General features: G+C 35.5%; 12 protein-coding genes. 11 read left to right on the top strand and 1 reads right to left on the bottom strand.

Translation table 11 applies throughout. From position 1 onward, the window contains the following. The first annotated feature begins 43 nt into the window (after window positions 1-43). The 9 genes from queG to ABXQ82_RS07335 all read left to right on the top strand — a co-directional run bounded on the left by queG (window position 44) and on the right by ABXQ82_RS07335 (window position 16,664). Complete coding sequence (gene queG, locus ABXQ82_RS07295; protein WP_367057100.1) at window positions 44-940, top strand: tRNA epoxyqueuosine(34) reductase QueG; 897 nt, start codon at window positions 44-46, stop codon at window positions 938-940. Window positions 941-1,315: 375 nt separating this feature from the next. Further along, on the top strand, window positions 1,316-3,610 hold the full coding sequence (locus ABXQ82_RS07300) for an NADP-dependent malic enzyme (RefSeq protein ID WP_367057103.1): 2,295 nt from the start codon (window positions 1,316-1,318) through the stop codon (window positions 3,608-3,610). A 52-nt stretch (window positions 3,611-3,662) separates the two neighbouring features. Further along, window positions 3,663-4,244, top strand: coding sequence for a Holliday junction branch migration protein RuvA (ruvA, locus tag ABXQ82_RS07305; RefSeq protein ID WP_367057106.1), 582 nt, complete (start codon window positions 3,663-3,665; stop codon window positions 4,242-4,244). 6 nt (window positions 4,245-4,250) lie between these two features. Further along, on the top strand, window positions 4,251-11,618 hold the full coding sequence (sprA, locus tag ABXQ82_RS07310; RefSeq protein WP_367057109.1) for a cell surface protein SprA: 7,368 nt from the start codon (window positions 4,251-4,253) through the stop codon (window positions 11,616-11,618). A gap of 64 nt (window positions 11,619-11,682) precedes the next feature. Beyond that, window positions 11,683-12,063, top strand: coding sequence for a glycine cleavage system protein GcvH (gene gcvH, locus ABXQ82_RS07315; RefSeq protein WP_367057112.1), 381 nt, complete (start codon window positions 11,683-11,685; stop codon window positions 12,061-12,063). After that, entirely contained in the window at window positions 12,056-12,433 is a 378-nt protein-coding gene (locus ABXQ82_RS07320; RefSeq protein WP_367057115.1) for a VanZ family protein, read from the top strand. The genes gcvH and ABXQ82_RS07320 overlap by 8 nt, the downstream gene beginning before the upstream one ends. 59 nt (window positions 12,434-12,492) lie before the next feature. Next, the gene (locus tag ABXQ82_RS07325) at window positions 12,493-13,212 is read left to right on the top strand and encodes an energy transducer TonB (protein ID WP_367057118.1); all 720 of its coding nucleotides are present in this window, start codon (window positions 12,493-12,495) and stop codon (window positions 13,210-13,212) included. A gap of 303 nt (window positions 13,213-13,515) precedes the next feature. Then, entirely contained in the window at window positions 13,516-14,313 is a 798-nt protein-coding gene (locus ABXQ82_RS07330; protein WP_367057121.1) for an energy transducer TonB, read from the top strand. Between the two features lie 254 nt (window positions 14,314-14,567). Continuing rightward, entirely contained in the window at window positions 14,568-16,664 is a 2,097-nt protein-coding gene (locus tag ABXQ82_RS07335; protein ID WP_367057124.1) for a gliding motility protein RemB, read from the top strand. 123 nt (window positions 16,665-16,787) lie between these two features. On the opposite strand, the gene ABXQ82_RS07340 is transcribed toward ABXQ82_RS07335, so the two are convergent. Further along, a complete protein-coding gene (locus ABXQ82_RS07340; protein WP_367057127.1) occupies window positions 16,788-16,937 on the bottom strand; it encodes a hypothetical protein in 150 nt (49 codons plus the stop codon). 216 nt (window positions 16,938-17,153) lie between these two features. On the opposite strand from ABXQ82_RS07340, the gene ABXQ82_RS07345 reads away from it, so the two are divergent. Together ABXQ82_RS07345 and ABXQ82_RS07350 are read left to right on the top strand one after the other, a co-directional pair. Next, a complete protein-coding gene (locus ABXQ82_RS07345; protein WP_367057130.1) occupies window positions 17,154-17,750 on the top strand; it encodes a hypothetical protein in 597 nt (198 codons plus the stop codon). Window positions 17,751-17,834: 84 nt separating this feature from the next. Beyond that, on the top strand, window positions 17,835-20,993 hold the full coding sequence (locus ABXQ82_RS07350; RefSeq protein ID WP_367057133.1) for a T9SS type A sorting domain-containing protein: 3,159 nt from the start codon (window positions 17,835-17,837) through the stop codon (window positions 20,991-20,993). Window positions 20,994-21,036 lie beyond the last annotated feature (43 nt).

A 21,036-nucleotide genomic window follows, 5' to 3' on the forward strand; every position in this document is an offset into this window, starting at 1 on the left:
AGATGTTTTAAGAAAACTTGTGGATACACTAAATTACTCCAATATGATTAAAACCGAAGCCAAACGCCTCGGTTTTTTGTCTTGTGGTATCAGTAAAGGGCAGTTTTTAGAAGAAGAGGCGCCTCGACTTGAAAAATGGTTAAATAACAACATGCATGGGCAAATGCACTACATGGAAAACCATTTTGATAAGCGATTAGATCCCACAAAACTGGTAGAAGATTCAAAAAGTGTGGTGTCCCTATTATTAAACTATTTTCCTTCGGAAGCGCAAAATAAGGACAGTTTCAAAATTTCAAAATACGCTTATGGAACAGATTATCACTTTGTTATAAAAGATAAACTCAAATCATTATTACATTTTATACAAGATGAAATTGGCGAGGTTCATGGGCGTGCCTTTGTAGATTCTGCACCAGTTTTAGATAAAGCTTGGGCAGCAAAATCAGGTTTAGGATGGATTGGTAAGCACAGTAATTTATTAACCCAACAAGTAGGGTCTTTTTATTTTATAGCCGAACTGATTATTGATTTAGAGTTAGAGTATGATAGTCCCACTACTGACCATTGCGGATCATGTACAGCCTGTATTGATGCATGTCCAACAGAAGCAATAACAGAACCTTATGTAGTAGATGGTAGTAAATGCATTTCCTATTTTACCATAGAATTAAAAGAAAACATCCCTTCTGAATTCAAAGGAAAACTAGACGATTGGATGTTCGGGTGTGATGTCTGTCAAGATGTGTGTCCGTGGAATCGGTTTTCAAAACCGCATAACGAACCATTGTTTAACCCGCATCCAGAATTACTTTCCATGACCAAAAAAGATTGGGAAGAAGTTACGGAAGACACGTTTAGAAAAGTATTCAAAAAATCTGCGGTTAAGCGAACTAAGTTTTCAGGTTTAGAGAGAAATATTCAGTTTTTAAAATTGTGATTATTTTTACCATATTTCTGACCTGCGAGGTTTTAAAAACCTTGTAGGTCTTACAAACAAACAGTCTTTGTAAATTTTTGGTTTAAGTTGGTTTAGTTAAGCCTATTCGGCTCAAAATAACTGTAAAAATGAGTCGATTAGTAAAATTAAACGGTTCTTTTATGGGTTATTAGTTATCTGTATTTCAAACTCCACAGTAAAACGTACCAAATTCTCAGGCTTTAAAAGAAACATCAATTTTCTAAAAGATTAAGTGTAAGCTCTCTTAGGATTGTTATATTTGTTGGTCTAAGAAAAACTGCTTTAAGCTAGCTTAAAGCTTTCTTTTAAACTGTCATTCCCAAGAAGGCGGGAATCCAACAAAATTAGTCCATTATGAGCGAAGAAAGCAAACGTAGAGAGGCCCTGATATACCACGCAAAACCTACTCCAGGTAAAATTAAAGTAGTGCCAACAAAAAAATATTCTAGTCAGAGAGATCTATCCTTGGCATATTCACCAGGTGTTGCAGTACCTTGTTTAGAGATAGAAAAGGACAAAAACAATGCTTATAAATATACAGCAAAGGGGAATCTCGTAGCCGTAATATCAAACGGAACTGCGGTTTTAGGTTTAGGGAACATTGGTCCTGAAGCATCAAAACCTGTCATGGAAGGTAAAGGTCTGTTGTTCAAAATTTTTGCTGATATCGATGTATTTGATATAGAAGTAGATACTGAAAATGTTGAAGAATTTATTCAAACCGTAAAAATGATTGCTCCTACTTTTGGAGGGATTAATCTTGAAGATATTAAAGCACCGGAAGCTTTTGAAATTGAAAGGCGTCTAAAGGAAGAACTGGATATTCCCGTAATGCATGATGACCAACATGGAACGGCAATTATTTCGGCAGCCGCGTTAATCAATGCTTTAGAGCTTACCAATAAAAAAATTGAAGACGTAAAAATAGTAATTAGTGGTGCAGGAGCTGCGGCAATTTCTTGTTCACGCTTGTATCAATCTTGTGGTGCGACCCGTGAAAATATGGTCATGCTGGATAGCAAAGGTGTTATTAGAAATGATAGAGATAACTTGTCTTCTCAAAAAGCAGAATTTGCAACACATAGAAAAATTGACACGCTTGATGAGGCAATGATCGATGCCGATGTGTTTATCGGTTTGTCTATGGCTGATATTGTGACACCTGAGATGCTCAAAGTCATGGCAAAAGACCCGATTGTTTTTGCTATGGCAAATCCAGATCCCGAAATAAAATACCAATTAGCTATAGATGCCCGTAAGGATATTATCATGGCTACAGGGCGTAGCGATCATCCTAATCAGGTTAACAATGTGTTAGGGTTTCCATTTATTTTTAGAGGGGCATTGGATGTTCGTGCAACAGCAATTAACGAAGCTATGAAAATGGCAGCGGTTAAAGCTTTGGCAGCATTAGCCAAAGAGCCTGTGCCAGAACAGGTAAATGTTGCGTATGGTCAAACCCGTTTAGCATTCGGAAGAAATTACATCATTCCAAAACCATTCGACCCAAGATTAATAGCAGAAGTACCGCCAGCAGTTGCAAAAGCTGCCATGGATAGCGGCGTTGCATTAGAACCAATTGAAGATTGGGGAAAATATAAAAACACATTAAGAGAACGATTAGGCTCTGATAATAAACTGGTAAGATTGCTATTGAATCGGGCGAAGTTAAGTCCTAAACGTGTCGTATTTGCAGAAGCAGATCAGTTAGACGTATTAAAAGCAGCTCAAATAGCTTATGAAGAAGGCATAGCTATTCCTATTTTGTTAGGTAGAAAAGAAACCATCAAATCATTGATGGCTGAGATTGATTTTGAAGCTGATATTACTATTATCGATCCTAAGACTGAAGCCGAAAATGAGCGTAAAAATAAGTATGCCAAGGTGTATTGGGAGCAACGTAAGCGCAGGGGCGTCACGTATTATTCCGCGCAGCGCTTAATGAGAGAACGTAATTATTTTGCTGCAATGATGGTAAATGAAGGCGATGCCGATGCTTTAATTTCTGGATATTCCCGTAGTTATCCAACCGTTGTGAAACCTATGCTGGAGTTGATAGGCATGGCAAAAGGTGCTACGCGAATCGCCACTACTAACGTGATGATGACTAAACGAGGCCCTTTGTTTTTAAGCGATACCTCAATCAATATTGATCCTACGGCTAAAGATTTGGCTAAAATTGCTGTAATGACCTCCAAAGTGATTAAAACATTCGGGTTTGAACCAGTAATAGCAATGACATCGTATTCTAATTTTGGATCTTCCAGTAACGATAGGGCATCTAAAGTTAGGGAAGCGGTTTCGATGTTACACCGAAGCTATCCAGAAATGATCGTAGATGGAGAATTACAAACAGATTTTGCCTTAAATGATGAAATGTTGCGCGATCAGTTCCCGTTTTCTAAATTGGCAGGTAAAAAAGTTAATGGTCTAATTTTCCCGAATTTAGACTCGGCAAACATCACTTATAAACTATTAAAAGAGTTGAATGAAGCCGATTCTATTGGTCCTATTATGATGGGAATGAATAAACCCGTTCACATTCTCCAGTTGCATGCCAGCGTTGACGAAATCGTAAATATGACTGCCATAGCCGTAATTCATGCGCAGAATAAAGAAATTTGGGAGTTAGAAAAAGATATTTCTTAGTATTGAAACGCAAATAATTTCATTACATTTGGCAGGTCAAGAGGGATTTTAGATGATTACACACATACAAGGAAAGCTTATTGAGAAAAACCCAACCGATGTAGTAATAGACTGCAATGGGGTTGGCTACTTTCTAAACATATCTTTACATACCTTTTCGCAAATTCCTGATAAAGAAAGTCTTAAGTTATACACGCATCTTCAAATAAAAGAAGATTCACACACACTTTTTGGTTTTTCTTCTTTAGCTGAACGTGAAATATTCAGATTGCTACTATCTGTAAGCGGTATTGGCGCTAGTATAGCGAGAACCATGTTATCATCTTTAACGCCGAAACAGGTTCGGGAAGGCATTGCTACAGGCGATGTTGCTTTAATTCAATCTATAAAAGGCATTGGCGCAAAAACAGCACAACGCGTCATTATAGATTTAAAAGATAAAATTTTAAAGATTTACGATATAGACGAAGTTTCGGTTTCTAAAGACAATACCAATAAAAATGAAGCGTTATCTGCTTTAGAAGTTCTTGGTTTTGCAAAAAAGCAGGCAGAACGCGTTGTGGACAAAGTTATCATGTCCCAACCAGATGCTACTGTTGAAACCATCATAAAACAAGCCTTAAAAAACTTATAAAAGATTTTGACTATAACTAACCATAGCTATTACAAATCGATTAAAAGATATTTCGCCCTAGTTGCCCTCCTACTTTTGTCGGCTGCCGCATGGTCTCAGCAACCTGTTCAAGATTCCACAAAAACGGGATTTAGTTTAGGAACTATCAAAACCGCTAGACCTAACAGTATAGAGACTAAATACACTTACGATCCTATTACAGACCGATATATCTACACCGAAAAGATTGGTGAATTCAACATTAATTATCCTGTAATTTTATCCCCTAAAGAATATAAGGATTTAGTGGCAAGGGAAAATCTAAAGAATTACTACAAAGAAAAAATAGATGCTTTTGATGGTAAAAAAGAAGGGTCTGAAGAGCAACAAAAAAACTTATTGCCCGAATTTTATGTGAATTCAGGGTTTTTTGAATCTATCTTTGGAAGCAACACTATAGAAGTTGTACCTCAAGGTTCTGTAGAAATGGACTTAGGGATTCTGTTTTCAAAACAAGATAATCCTACATTTTCACCAAGAAACAGAAGTAATTTCACCTTTGATTTCGATCAGCGGATCAGCTTAAGTTTATTGGGTAAAGTGGGAACCAGATTGCAGGTAAATGCCAATTATGATACGCAATCTACATTCGATTTTCAACAAATCATGAAGTTGGAATACACACCAACAGAAGATGATATCATTCAAAAAATAGAAGTCGGTAATGTAAATATGCCATTAAACAGCTCTTTGATTACCGGAGCGCAAAGTTTGTTTGGGGTAAAAGCACAATTGCAATTTGGTAGAACAACGGTTACAGGAATTTTTTCTGAACAACGCTCGCAAGCCAATACCGTTGTAGCCCAAGGTGGTGGTACTTTAGAGGAATTTGATTTTTTTGTTAGGGATTACGACGAAAATAGGCACTTCTTTTTAGCGCAATATTTTAGAGATAAGTACGATGAAGCTTTAAGAGATTATCCGTTTATCAATAACGGTGGTTTGCAAATTACCCGTTTAGAAGTTTATATTACAAACAGGAGTAACAGAACCGATAATGTAAGGAATGTAGTGGCATTACAGGATTTAGGGGAATCATCTCCAAACAACATATATATAAATCCTTTGCCTCCAGGATTTATTCGTCCTGATTTTAGTGTTTTTCCAGATAATGGAAATAACGGTTTTGACCCAACTACAATAGGGTCAGGTTCTATCTTAACCGAATCCATTAGAGATATCGCAACAGCACAAAGTGGTTTTGGCACCCAATCAAATAATGTGGATGAAGGTTCTGATTATGGTAAAATCGAAAATGCCCGAAAATTAATCAACGGTCAGGAATATACGTATAACGCCGAATTGGGTTATATATCTTTAAACCAAAGGTTAAATGCTGATGAAGTTTTAGCGGTTGCCTATCAATTTACAGTTGGCGGACTGGTATATCAAGTTGGGGAATTTGCCAACGATGGTGTAAACCCAAACCAAGTCGATAGAAATGGCGATGGTGATGTTACTGCTGTTACCAATAAAGCCTTGGTGCTTAAAATGCTAAAAAGTAGTATCACGAATGTGCAACAGCCTATTTGGGATTTAATGATGAAAAACATTTACGATACGGGTGCTTTCAATTTAAGTCAAGATGATTTTACGTTGAACATCTTTTATAATGAAGCATCGCCGTTAAATTATATTACACCTGTTCCCGAAGCTGGGGAAACTCAAGAAGAAGCTAACTTTGGTTTAGACATCAACGGAGATCCTGTAGTGACAGATATGGGGAATCCAAATTTTACTGCAACCAATAAGCGTTTACAAAGTATTCCATTAATCAGGCTTTTCAATTTAGATAAACTGAATTTTAATAATGATCCGCAGCCTAATGGAGATGGTTTTTTTGATTTTGTTCCGGGTATAACTGTACAACCTCAAAATGGAAAAATTATTTTTACTAAAGTAGAACCTTTTGGAAGGTATCTATTTGATGTTTTAGATGATGATAATAACCCGAATAATAATGACGAGGATTATGAAACGGGGATTTATAATTTAGATCAAGAAAAATACGTTTACGATATTCTTTATAAGAGTACAAAGATTGCAGCCTTAGAAGAAGCCGAAAAAAATAAATTCAAATTAAAAGGACGTTATAAGTCTAGTGGTGGCGATGGCATTCCTATCGGCGCGTTTAATGTGCCACGAGGTTCGGTAAGAGTTACTGCTGGTGGACGTGTGTTGGTAGAAGGTGTAGATTATACGGTAAATTATCAATTGGGTCGTGTTCAAATTTTAGATGAAGCATTAAAGGCTTCAAACACGCCAATTCAAGTGTCAACTGAAAATAATGCGGTGTTTGGTCAGCAAACAAAGCGTTTTATGGGGGTAAATGTAGAACATAAGTTTAATGATAATTTTGTGTTAGGTGCGACACTTTTAAATTTGAATGAACGCCCAATTACGCAAAAAGCAAATTACGGTTCTGAACCTATAAATAATACCATTTTTGGTTTTAATGGTAATTATTCTTCGGAAGTACCTTTCTTAACAAGATTGGTCAATAAATTACCGAATATAGATACCGATGTACCTTCTAACATTTCATTAAGAGGTGAATTTGCGTATTTAGCACCAGGTGCACCAAAAGGCACAAACTTAAATGGAGAAGCAACATCTTATATTGATGATTTTGAAGGGACTCAAAACGCTATCGATTTAAAAGCACAACAATCTTGGTTTTTATCAAGCAGACCTAAAAATTTAGGAAGGAATTACACCAATATTGGTGGTGTTAATTTTGGCCCTGAGGATGATAATGGAATTCAAAATGGATTTGATCGTGCCTTTTTAAACTGGTATGTGATTGACCCCATTTTTTACAGTTCAAGACGACCTGATGGTATTTCAGATGAAGATTTATCCAGTTTATACACAAGCCGTGTGTTTATTAATGAGTTGTTTCCAGAACAAGATTTAGTACAGGGACAAAATTCAGTTTTAAATACGTTGGATTTAGCCTATTATCCAACAGAGCGCGGGCCTTATAATTTCAATCCTGCTTCTGATGATGGAACTATTTCAAATGGTAATGGCTGGGCAGGGATTACGAGACAATTAACGTCAACGGATTTAGAACAAGCCAATGTAGAATATATTGAGTTTTGGTTACAAGATCCGTTTCAGGAAGACCCATCTAATCAAGGGGGAAAATTAGTGTTCAACTTAGGAAATGTTTCAGAGGATATCATTAAAGATGGAAGAAAATTATATGAAAACGGTTTACCAGAAAACGGAGATATAACCATACTGAAACAAAACCCAACGTTTTGGGGTTCAATCGTACCGCTTAATCAATCCTTAATTTATGCTTTTGATACAACGGGGCAAGAACGTACCAATCAAGATGTAGGTTATGATGGTTATAATGATGCGAATGAAAAACTACCAGTCGAATCTACGAGTACTGATCCAGATGTTCAGGATCGTATTGCAAGGATCAATAATGCAATGGCACCTTTTAGAGGACTTGAAGATCCAGCAAAAGATAACTACACCTATTTCTTAAATACAGATGGAAATATTTTTGACCGTTATAAAAGATACAACGGTGTAGAAGGAAATACGCCAGATACGTTTACGGATACTGATAGAAGTGCCAATACACAACCAGATGTAGAGGATATTAACCGAGATAACACAATGAACACCATTGATAGTTATTTTGAATATGAATTAGACATTACGCCAGCCACTTTAAATTTAAACAATGAATTTATTGTGGATACAAAAAACGTTGATGCACCGAGTGAAGATAACCGAAGAATTCTTGAAAACGGGGATGTTGTCTATCCTAAATGGTATTTGTTTAGAATTCCAGTTACAAAAAGCACAAGAGCAATTGGTGGCATTACCGATTTTCGTTCGGTACGTTTTGTAAGAACATATTTAAAAGAGTTTACTCAAAACACCGTATTCCGTTTTGGAACATTAGATTTGGTAAGAAGTGATTGGAGACGTTACAATCAGTCTTTGGAAGTAAACAATGATGACCCTTCTGATGACAATACCGATTTTTCAGTAGGTATCGTTGGCACCATTGATAATGAAGGTTCGTATGTAAGACCACCGGGAATTGAGCCAGAACAATTGTTTAATAACAATACGGTTGTAAGACAGAACGAGCAATCTTTAGTGGTTAATGTGTGCAATTTGGAATCTGAGGATTCCAGAGCAGTTTTCAAAAACATCAATATAGATATGCGTCAGTACAAACGTTTGCGACTATTTTTACATGCACAGGACGGAGACAATGGGTATCTGGATTCAGCTTCAGAGAAACTTGTCGGTTTTATCCGTATAGGTAACGATTTAAATGATAACTACTATCAAATTGAAGTACCATTGGTAAAATCGCCAAATGGTTCTTTAGATAGAGATGATGTATGGCCTTTTCAAAATGAAATCAACTTACCCATTGATGTTTTAGGTAGAATAAAAGCACAGGGCATTTCTGATGGCACTTTATCTGATGGGTTGCCTACTTTCTATGATGTTGTAGGCGATGAAATTTTACCTGTAGGCGATCAATTTTCTGGTTATGTTACTGGGCAACATCGTGTGGCTATTAAAGGGAATCCAAATTTTGGAGATGTGAGAACATTGATGGTTGGTGTTAAAAATGCAACTGGTAGTGATGCCTGTGCACAAGTTTGGTTTAACGAACTCCGTTTATCAGATTTAGATAACGAAGGCGGTTGGGCAGCCGTATTAAGTGTAGATACCAATTTTGCGGATTTCGCAAATATTAGTGCTACTGGGAGACAAAGTACGTCTGGCTTTGGAACTATTGAGCAAGGTCCAAGTCAAAGAGCATTAGAAGATGTGAAGCAGTATGATGTGGTAACCAATGTAAATGTGGGTCAGTTATTGCCAAAGAAATGGGGCGTTCAAATTCCGTTTAATTACGCACAAAGTGAAGAGTTGATTACACCTAAATACGATCAGTTTTATAAGGATTTAAAATTAGAGGCCCGTTTGGATGCCGCCGCAGATGAAGCCGAAAGAGACGAAATTAAAGAACAATCGGAAGATTATACAAGACGCCAAAGTATCAACTTTATAGGCGTTAGAAAAAATAGAACTACAGAAAAAACACCACGTTTTTACGATGTTGAAAATTTCACTTTTAATTATTCCTATAATAAAGTGGAACATCGCGATTTCGAAATTGAAAATTCAGTAAATAAAACAGTAAGAACTGGCGCTAATTATGCCTTTAACTTCAACCCTATAACTATTGAACCTTTTAAAGAAAACGATTCTCTATTCACAGGGAAATACTGGAAATTCTTAAAGGAATTCAACTTTAATTTACTGCCAACCAGTTTTGCCGTAAATTCGGATATCAACAGACAATTCAACCGTCAAAAATTTAGGGAAGTAGATTTAACAGGCGATAATATTGCTATTGAGGAATTATTCCGAAGAAATTACACCTTCGATTTTCAATACACCATAAATTATAACATCACAAAGGCATTGCAATTAAACTTTACTGCTGCCAATAATAATATTGTTAGAAACTATTTTTTAAACGACAACCTCATTGCGGGCGAACAGGATAAAAGACTAGATGTTTGGGATGGTTTTCTGGATATTGGAGATCCTAACCGACAAACGCAAAGTTTAGGCATTACCTATCAACTGCCATTAAATAAAATTCCAACCTTTAGTTTTATTGATGCTACCTATCAATATAATGGCGATTTCCAATGGCAAAAAGGGTCGGATCTATATGGACAAATAGATGGTTTTAATCAAGAAGAGATTAATACAGTTCAAAATTCAAATACCCACAATATAAACACGAGTTTAGATATGGGACGCTTATACCGGTATATCGGATTGGTTAAAAAACCAACGCGAACGGTAAGAACTAGAACAAGGGCAACGGGAACTCCAGGGGCGAAACCGCAGGAAGTAGTGAAACCTAAAAGTGGCAGTAAAAAAGGTGCTAAATTACTAAATGCAGGCATTGATATTTTAACGAGTATCAAACGTGTTCAAATAAATTATTCTGAAAACAATGGTACGTTTTTACCAGGATATACCAGAACGCCAGGTTTTGTAGGGACTTTAAAACCCACTTTAGGATTTACATTTGGGAGCCAAAGTGATGTAAGGGATGAAGCGGCCAGAAGAGGATGGTTAACGTCTTTTCAACAGTTTAACCAACAATATACCGAAACCCATAGCGAGCAATTGGATATTTCTGCAAGCTTGGAACCGGTAAGGGATTTGAAGATTGATCTTACTGGAAACAAAACCTATTTTGAGAATTATGCTGAGAATTACAGGGTAGATGAAACTACTTCAGAATATATTAGTCTTACACCAAACACTTTTGGAAACTTTAATATTTCAACCATATTAATAAAAACCGCATTTGGTAAAAGTGACGAAACAGGTTCGGATGCCTTTAATGATTTTAGGGCTAACCGATTACTTATCGCAAGACGTGTTGCTGCTGCAAACGGCGCAGATGTTAACGATGTGGATGCGGAAGGCTTCCCTAGAGGATTTGGCAAGAATAGTCAAGCAGTATTGCTGCCTGCGTTTTTAGCGGCTTATAGCGGTCAGGATGCCAACAATGTAAAACTGGGCGCATTTAGAAGTGTGCCTATTCCAAACTGGGATTTGAAGTACACCGGTTTTATGAAATTTAAATGGTTTAAAAAGCGTTTCAAACGTTTTTCTGTAACGCATGGGTACCGTTCAAATTACAACATCAACCAGTTTCAAACAAATTTGGATTATGGTGACGGACCAGATTTTAGTATAGACTATGATAGTCAAAACCCAAACACTAAAGATCAATCGGGCAACTATAAAAATGCAAGATTGTACAGCAATATCAACCTAACAGAAATGTTTAGTCCGTTGGTGCGATTAGAATTCGAAATGAAAAATTCGGTTAAGATTCTTGCTGAAATTAAAAAAGACAGATTGTTGTCCTTAAGTTTCGATAATAATTTAATGACCGAAGTTTTAGGGAATGAATATGCTTTAGGTCTAGGATACCGTATTAAAGATGTGCGTATAAAGTCTAAAATGGCGGGGCCTAAAAAGCGCATTGTGAGCGATTTAAATATGAAAGCAGATCTTTCGATTAGGGATAATAAAACCATAGTAAGATATCTGGATTTAGAAAATAATCAGGTCACTTCTGGACAAACCATTTGGGGACTTAAATATTCCGCAGATTACGCCTTTAGTAAGAACTTAACTGGTATTTTCTACTTTGATTATTCATTTGCTGAATATGCTATTTCAACTGCGTTCCCACAAACAACCATTCGCTCAGGACTTACATTGCGTTATAATTTTGGTAATTAATGGTTTCCTGTTTGAAATGTAGTTTTGAATAAATACATTTGCGAAAACTTTTTAAATTAGTACAATGAATATCCCATCAGAATTAAAATATACCAAAGACCACGAATGGATTAAAATCGAAGACGATTTAGCTGTTGTTGGTATTACCGATTTTGCCCAAAGCGAATTAGGAGATATTGTTTACGTTGAAGTAGAAACCCTAGACGAAACTTTAGAGGCAGACGAGATTTTCGGAACGGTTGAGGCTGTCAAAACTGTTTCGGATTTGTTCTTGCCACTATCAGGGGAAATAGTTGCTTTCAATGAAGGTTTAGAAGATGAACCTGAAAGCGTAAATTCTGACCCCTACGGAAATGGTTGGATGATAAAAATCAAGTATTCTGATGCGTCCCAAATAGATAATTTGTTATCCGCCGAAGATTATAAAACTCTTATTGGTGCTTAAGCGATATGCACTTTTGCTTGCAATACCATACTCTATTGCGTTAGCTACGGTAAGTTTAATGCATCTTAAAAATGTTCCTGATGTTGGGGTAGATTATGGTGATAAAATCTTTCATTTTCTGGCATATGCAGTCATGTGTTTTCTGTGGTATCTCGTATTTCGTTTTAAATATAATTATACTTTTAATAAAGCGATAGGGTATGCCGCAATTTTGGCAATCGTCTTTGGTATAATTATTGAAGTATTACAAGGAACGTTAACCACAAAAAGATCATTAGACGTTTATGATGCTCTTGCAAATTCTTTAGGGGCATTGTTAACAAGTGTGGTATTAGCAATAAAACATAAAATACAAGTTAAAAATGAATAAACACTTGCTTTTTTAACAAATAAGTGGTTATTTTAGCAATCTGGAAAAACAATAAAATTATGGAACCTAAAAAAAATCCGAAAGCTAATGTAGCAAGAAACAGTTCTCTGTATTTCGCCATTGGTTTAGCATTAATGCTGTTTTTAGCAAATTATGCCATTAATTACAAAACGTATGATAAGGCTGAAGTTGATATAGGAATGGTAAATATGGAAGAAGAAATAGAAGAGGAAATTCCATTAACACAACAATTACAAACACCTCCGCCACCACCTCCACCTCCTGCAGCTCCAGAAGTTATTGAGATTGTAGAAGATGAAGAAGAAGTGGAAGAAACAGTCATTGAATCTACTGAGGTAGATCAAGAAACTGAAATTGTTGAAGTAGAAGAAATAGAAGTAGCAGAAGTAGAAGAAGATATTGAAGTGCCATTTGCGGTTATTGAAAACGTACCGGTTTTTCCTGGATGTGAAGGCGGAAACAATGCTGCTAAAAAAGCTTGTATGTCTGATAAGATTTCAAAATTTGTAAATAGAAAGTTTAATACTGAATTGGCAGGTGAATTAGGATTATCAGGAAGACAGCGTATCAATGTAATTTTCAAAATAGATAAAACAGGAAATATTGTGGGTATCCGTGCTAGAGCACCACACCCTGGATTAGAAAAAGAGGCCAAACGCGTTATTGGTTTGTTGCCTAAAATGAAACCAGGTAAACAACGTGGAAAAGCGGTAACTGTACCTTATTCATTACCTATTATTTTCCAAGTACAAGACTAAGCATCTAAAAAAAAATATTTAATCAATAGAACCTTTGGAGCTAATGTTTCAGAGGTTTTTTTATATCTTCTTTGGAGAGATTGAAATAGTTTGAAGCAGTTTTGGAAGAAGCGTAAAATCCCGTAGCATTAAATGTTACGGGATTTCTCTTTTGGTATGCTTATTGTGTTTTTATCATAATATTAACATTTTAACTATATTATTATGAAATGAGCATAGACTAATAGCTGTTTTCTTGCATGCGAAGCGAGACATTAGTTTAGCGAATTACATTTGACTGTAGTTTTATAAAAATCACAACAAATGAAAAATTCAAAACAATCCCACGAGCTCATTCGGCAAAATGAGCAAACCGTGAAACAATCACAAAAGCATGATGCAAATTTACAAAAAAACTCCACGCTCTATTTTCAAGTGGGTTTAATTGTGTGTTTATTGGCTGCATTTGGTTTATTAGAACTGCAGTTTGAGAATACAATTGACAATTATTCTGAGACTTTACCTCCAAGGGAAGAAACTTTCGAAATGGCGGTAAAGGATTTCGAAATTTATGAAGAACCAAAAGCAGAGGTAAAACCTAAAACCGAAGCAAAAAAGGTGTTATTAATTGATGAACCTATAATCGTTGATGATGATACGCATATGAAAGAGGCTTTAAAAATTGATACACCTGAAGAAATGACTCCTGATGTGCCTTTTGATGATAGTAAACTTGATATCGATAAACCAGATGAAATAGTTGAAGTTCATTTTACCAGAATAGAAGAGGTTCCCGTTTATCCAGGCTGTGAAAAAACAAAGGGCAACGACGCACGAAAAAAATGCATGTCTGATAAAATCACACAATTGGTACAGCGTAAATTTAACGGCAGCGATATTGCTTCTAATTACGGTTTATCAGGAAAACAAATGATTTCTGTAGAATTTTTAATAGACAAAACAGGAAACGTTACTAATATTAAAACCCGGGCACCGCACCCTGAGTTAGAAGCCGAAGCAAAACGCGTAGTAAATAAAATACCGGAAATGAAACCTGGGAAACAACGCGATAAACCTGTTGGCGTTCGTTATACGCTTCCAATTATTTTTATGGTGGAATAAAGCCCATGGTAATTTAGCATGCAACAAGCCGTTATCTTTTAAGGATAATGGCTTTTTTTTATTTGGCTTGTCAATTCGAGTGAATTTTACACTTTTTTAAGTATGAAATTTTTATCGATAATCATTATTTTTTCAGATTTTAAAAAGTTCTCGATACAATTTTCTGTAGAAAATCACTCGAACAGACAATGTCAATATGTTACCTAAATAAATTATACTATCTTTCGACCCAAAAAGACATCATATCTTATCATATGAAGCAGTTTGCAGCCCTTCTACTTTTCTTAATTCAAAGTCAAGCCTTTTCTCAAGACACAAATTTTTATGAAAAACCACCGGTTTTTCCCGAATGTTCCAATGTTTCCATAGACTCACTTCAAACGTGTTTTGATGTCAATGTCTATAAATTGATATCAAAGCATTTTAAAGTACCCCAAAATGTATTGGGCAAGAAGTATAAAGGTGAAGTTGTAGTGCTTTTTGAAGTGGATACCACAGGACAATTTCGGGTTATGTATGTGGATGCCATGTATAGCGAATTAAAAGAAGAAGCAAAACGTGTATTTTCGTTATTTCCAAAGATAATGCCTGCAACATATAATGGGCGACCCACGTATAAGCAATATTCAATGCCTATAAAAATTCCGTTGGAAGAGTATGATCCAACGCATTCTAGTGACCTATCAAAAGATAATGAATTCACTAAGTTAGAGTCTGCCGCTAAACAAGAATTTGATAGTGTGAATGCGACTTTAAAACCCTATTCAAATAGGGCGTTATCAAGTCAATTAAATATTCAATTTACACATAGTGATTACGCGCGATTTGATCGTGCTATGAATTTGATTGGCACCAACAGCCATACAGCATCAAAACCATTTTTATATGATGATGTATCTAAATATCATGATTTTGAAGCAGAACGAAAGTCGTTATCAAAACCTACCGAAACATGGGCAGGTAAAAAATTGTGGAACGAACATTTGGTGCAGTTACAAGGTAAAGACTATTGGTTTACTATAGACCCTATTTTCGATTTACAAACAGGAACGGACTCAGAAGGTGGTTCAACCTATAACAACACCAGAGGGTTTATGGTTCAGGGAGGTTTGGGCAAAAATTTTAATTTTTACACAACGGTTTTTGAAAGTCAAGGGCGTTTTGCTGATTACGTCAATCGCTATGCCGAAAGTTTAAAAGCCTTTGGTCCAGATCCTGCTATAATCCCTGGGCGTGGTATCGCAAAACGTTTTAAAACAGATAGCTATGATTATCCTGTGGCAGAAGCTTATTTATCATATTCGCCAGCTAAATTTTTGAATGTTCAGTTCGGACATGGAAAAAACTTTATAGGCGATGGGTACCGTTCGTTGTTAGTGAGTGATGTTACCAGTCCGCATCCATTTTTAAAATTAAACACAAAGTTTTGGAAAATAAAATATACCAATACGTTTATGTGGATGAAAGATGTGCGTGATGAAGTAGTGCAAGACAAGGCATTTTTAACCAAATACATCGCCAACCATTATTTAAGTTGGAATGTCTCAAAGCGTTTTAATCTGGGATTGTTTGAGTCGGTATTGTGGACCAATAGTAACGATAGAGGTTTTGATGTGAACTATTTAAACCCGGTTATTTTTTACCGTGCCATAGAATTTGAAACTGGCCAAGGCGCTGGAAATGCATTACTGGGAGCTACCGCAAAGTATAAATGGAATGATAATGTGAACCTATACGGGCAATTTATTTTAGACGAATTTTCGTTAGGGGATATTAAAGGCGGCGAAAAAAGTTGGAAAAACAAATACGGATATCAATTAGGAGTTAAATATTATAACGCCTTTAAAGTTGATAATTTAGTGTTGCAATTTGAGTACAACCGTGTGAGACCATATACGTATTCTCATAATACCATAGTTTTAAATTATGCACATAATAATCAGCCATTAGCGCATTTATGGGGCGCTAATTTTAGTGAAGTGATATTCATTGGACGCTATCGTTACAACCGATGGTATGGTAATGCTAAATTTATCTTCGGAAATAGAGGATTGGATTTCAACAACGGTACGGATAACTTTAGTTATGGTGGTGATATTTATAGAGATTATAACGACCGGCCCTTTGATACTGGTGTAGAAATAGGTCAAGGCATCAAAACCAAAAGCTTTTACGGAAATTTACAAGCGGGTTATTTGATAAACCCTGCATCAAACATGAAACTATTTACAGATATCACAGTTCGAAATTTTAATCCAGAAGCTACAACAGCAACTACCTTTAAAAACAATACGGTTTGGTTGAATTTTGGGATTAGGACTGATTTGTTTAATTGGTATTTCGACAACTAAAGTTGTCGTGCTGAACTTGTTTCAGTATCTCACTTTATTTTTATTCCTGCGCAAGCAGGAATCTCTTCCCATTTATATTTTTAAAAAACAGCTTCCCGCTCCGCAAAGTCTCCCGACTTTGAGCTATGAATACTGCTCCAATTCCTCCTTCAAACTCATATAAAAAGTCCTCTTCATTTTTTCTGAAGAAATAAAACAACACCCATAATCCATATCATCATAGGGTTTAGCAATTGAAGCGTTATAAGCAACTTCATCTTTAGTTTTGCCCATTGTTTACTCCATTTTAAATATTTAAAAAAAACATTAGAAACTGATATTTATCATGTTTCTAGTGTTTTTTCTGACATATATTTACCACATTATTTAAAACAACATTCCTGCTTTAGGTTTAAATTTAGAATGCAAATCTCACTACTGCATTTTTAAACCTATAACATCTCTCAACTAAAGCAGTATTATTTATTATATTAATTTAAAAAGAACACTATGAAAACAACACTCTTAATTTTAAGTCTATTATTACTACAATGTTGTAGTGAGAAAGACAACGGTTTTACGCCTACATTACCGCCCATAACCCAAACGGGCGCAAATACCTTTGGCTGCTACATAGATGGTAAGCTGTTAACACCTCGTGATGGTACGGGCACTTTTAATTTACCAGATTCTGGAATGAGTTATACTGGGCTTGGAATAGCACCTAATTATGACTACAATGAAATTAAAGTTCACGATTTTAAAAGCGGAACGGGAGGTCTTATGGACATACACATCCATAATCTTCATGCTATAGGGGAAGGTTCTTATGTTATTAATGAAAGTAACTGTGAAGATAATGTAGATGCTAACCAAAATGTAAATATCCGTTGTAGATGGTGGGATGAAAATTTACAGGTTTATAAATGGTATTGTTCTATGGAAAATAGTGGCACACTTAATATTAATCGATACGATTTTAAAAACCGAATTGTTTCTGGAACATTTGAATGTACCGCTCAGAACAGAGATGACCCCAATGAAATCATTGAAATTACCCAAGGACGTTTCGATATTAAATGGGATGCCATCCCCAGTTTTCCTTAAACTAAAAAGGGTGCTACGCCAATAGCACCCAATTAACAAATAAAACCTTTAACAACATGTTTCACTTATTAATACTTTAAAATTATGAAAAATTTAATTACTTCAATTCTAGTATTTATGTTTATAAATTTTGGTTTTGGTCAAACTAAAAGCGACATCTTACAGCCTAATATAGATAGTATGTTGGTACATATAGATAAAACCAAACTTACGTCTTCTTTTTTATATGACCGTACAACACCTATTGCTAATTTAACGCATTTTAATTCCAAGGATAAAAATACTTCTAACTTAGGGTATTTTGAACAAGCCTTACAGGAACTTTACAAGTCTTCTAATACAACTAGATTCAAATCATATAAGGATGCCCGTAGAGATTACAAAGGTAAGGAAGATTTAAATACTGTAAATATTGGTGTTTTACATGTAAAACTGCAAAGCCTTAACTATAACAGGATAAACGAGTCTCTTGGCGCCTTACATTTTGAAAATAACCAAATAACTAGAATAAACGAAAACCCCGTTTTTTTAGAACACGATGTACTGGTGGTTTCACCATTATTGGATTATGCCGTAGGTAGCACAATTAATTATATGTTTAACCCAGATTTATGGTTTGAAGATAGTGAAAACGAAATCACGTCTATTACAGCTAATTTTGATACTTATAGTAACTACGTAATTTACAGCAAAGGTGGGTATAAACAGATTAAACTACCTATTACTTACAAGGAACCAGGTTATAAAACCTTAAAGTTTACTGCCATTTATAAAGATGGAACAGTAAAAACCACTTATGGTAAATTACATGTAAAATTATCCAATACAACCAAGCATAGAATGATGGATCCTTTAGTTGAGGATGTACAGGGATTTGTATCTACCATTCCGTTTCAAGGCTATGATGAAACATCTCCAGTTTATGGCGAATTAGATTATCGCATATTCTACCATACCAATAATGGTAATACCCAACCAACATTATTAAAACCTATCATTATTATAGACGGTTTCGATCCTGGAGATGCGCGTAAAATACAGGATGAGGACTCGCCAAAACCAGCTGATGAGCATAATTCTATTGAAGAAATGATGATTTATTATGATATCGCAGGAGTCAGACAAGACATAATTCCAATATTGCGAGACTTAGGCTATGATGTCGTTATTGTAAATCATCCTACTTATGAAAGAGGTACAAAAACTATAGATGGTGGTGCCGATTATATAGAACGCAATGCCATGACCCATATTGCACTTTATCAACGTTTAAATAGTAGTGTGGCTGGTAATGGTAGCAATGAAGAACTTGTTATAGTTGGTCCCAGTATGGGTGGGCAGATAAGCCGTTATGCCTTGGCGTATATGGAAAAACATAATATACCTCATAATACACGGCTTTGGGTAAGTATAGATAGCCCACATTTAGGTGCAAATATCCCTATTGGTGTGCAAGCACTTTTAAATGTTCTTAAAGACCAAACAGGTAGCGTAGGTGCTATAGATTTTGTTGATAAATGGTTAGGCTCAGTTGCTGCGAAACAACAATTGATAGAACAACACAAGTTAAATTATATTAATATACCTCCTGTTGGGCTTATTCCCTTAGAGGATCTTAATCAAGATTATATGGATGGCAGAACCATATCCCAAGGGTTCTCCGAAACTAGAGGCCATCCATTTTTTACACAATTTTATGATAATTTGTTTTCAAATGGTCTGGCTAATAGCAAAGGATATCCACAAAATCTGCGTAAAGTGGCTATAGTTAATGGTTCGTTATCTGGTAGTAGGGCTTATAAGAATCCTTACACCAATTTAGGTACGAACCTTAGTGGGTCAACGTTTGATGATAATTTTGCATACAGTACCGCAAAAGCCTTAAAAATTGAAGGAAATGAAGATGTTCTAGATCTTCATTTAGCTACCTTAGAATCTTATTTTATGCCAACTTTTGGTGCGCGTCATAAATCAGCTTATTTCAAGACGAAGAAGTTTGGTGGCTGGAATTATTACCATCGCTATGTAACTAATGTAAATTCAAGGGGAAATATGGATAATATTTCTGGAGGATGGTTTCCTACCCAAAGAGAACTGGCACATTCAGTCATAGGTGAGTCGCCCTCACAAACTATATTTGGCTTGTTAAATTGGACTATTACTATCGATAGATGGATTGTTAAAGATTTAGAGCATGTAAGTTCGTTTATCCCTACAGTAAGCGCTTTAGGTTTTAAAAATCCTGATTTTGATTGGAGTGACGCATTAAACCAGAATTTAGTATGTACTAACGAAATCCCATTTGATAGTTATTTTGGACCTGACGTAAATGAATCGCATACTTCATTTACTGAGGAAAGTGTTGATTGGTTACTTGAGGAATTGAATAAAAATCCTCAAGATCCATATTTTCCTGTTAATGCTGCTAAATTGACGGGATCAAGCAAGGTTTGTAGTGCCGAAACTTATACATTTCAAAATTGTTCTACTCCTAGTACTGTACAAAATTGGGATGTGTCATACAATTTAGAGATTGTTAATAGTGATAATAATTCAATTACTGTAGACTTGAAATCTCCTAATGCCGGAGGTAATGGCTGGATAAAGGCAACTTTTAGTAATGGAAACCAAATGCAGAAGAACTTAGCGGTTGGCACTCCTAATGTAGATAATGTGTATTTTGAAAATGGTATTTATGAAGAAGGCTATTTTTGTTCCAGCAATTACGGAAACACTTATGAAATTTATCCTAATATATCTGGGAATTTATATCAATATAGGTTATTAAAGTATCCAAATTTAAATGTAGTATATACATCAACTGTAACTAGTAGTTCTTCGGGAACAGTTTATTACACTCCAAGTCCAGGATGGTATCTTTTCGAGGCTAGAATGACAGATGCTTGTGGGACTTCAGATTGGGCAGGTTTTGAGGTTGAATATGTAGATTGCAGCAATAGTGGTGGTGGCGGAGAAGAATATAGATTTGCTGTGTATCCAAATCCATCTTCTTCTGAGATAAATATTTCAAAAAACACAAAAGAAAAGTCATATGCTTTAGCGAATCAAAAGAATGCTATTACCAGTTTAAGAGTTTATGGTTTTTCGGGTAATGTAATACTAGAAAAGAAACGAGGTAGCTTAAAAAATATAAATGTATCTCGTCTTAAGGAAGGCATGTATTATCTGGAAATAACATCAAACGAAAATGTGGAGGTACATAGAATTATTATTGAAAAATAATTTTGTAGGGTAAATTTATAACTAAGGCTGTCTCAAAATAACG

The organism is Algibacter sp. 2305UL17-15 (genome assembly GCF_040720935.1).
Classification (GTDB): Bacteria; Bacteroidota; Bacteroidia; order Flavobacteriales; family Flavobacteriaceae; genus Jejuia.

Bases quoted from the DNA above. Each gene is read 5' to 3' on its own strand.
- ABXQ82_RS07300 (WP_367057103.1), top strand. From the start codon at position 1,316: ATGAGCGAAGAAAGCAAACGTAGAGAGGCCCTGATATACCACGCAAAA.
- queG (WP_367057100.1), top strand. From the start codon at position 44: ATGATTAAAACCGAAGCCAAACGCCTCGGTTTTTTGTCTTGTGGTATC.
- gcvH (WP_367057112.1), top strand. From the start codon at position 11,683: ATGAATATCCCATCAGAATTAAAATATACCAAAGACCACGAATGGATT.
- ruvA (WP_367057106.1), top strand. From the start codon at position 3,663: ATGATTACACACATACAAGGAAAGCTTATTGAGAAAAACCCAACCGAT.
- ABXQ82_RS07345 (WP_367057130.1), top strand. From the start codon at position 17,154: ATGAAAACAACACTCTTAATTTTAAGTCTATTATTACTACAATGTTGT.
- ABXQ82_RS07340 (WP_367057127.1), bottom strand. From the start codon at position 16,937: ATGGGCAAAACTAAAGATGAAGTTGCTTATAACGCTTCAATTGCTAAA.
- ABXQ82_RS07325 (WP_367057118.1), top strand. From the start codon at position 12,493: ATGGAACCTAAAAAAAATCCGAAAGCTAATGTAGCAAGAAACAGTTCT.
- ABXQ82_RS07330 (WP_367057121.1), top strand. From the start codon at position 13,516: ATGAAAAATTCAAAACAATCCCACGAGCTCATTCGGCAAAATGAGCAA.
- ABXQ82_RS07335 (WP_367057124.1), top strand. From the start codon at position 14,568: ATGAAGCAGTTTGCAGCCCTTCTACTTTTCTTAATTCAAAGTCAAGCC.
- ABXQ82_RS07350 (WP_367057133.1), top strand. From the start codon at position 17,835: ATGAAAAATTTAATTACTTCAATTCTAGTATTTATGTTTATAAATTTT.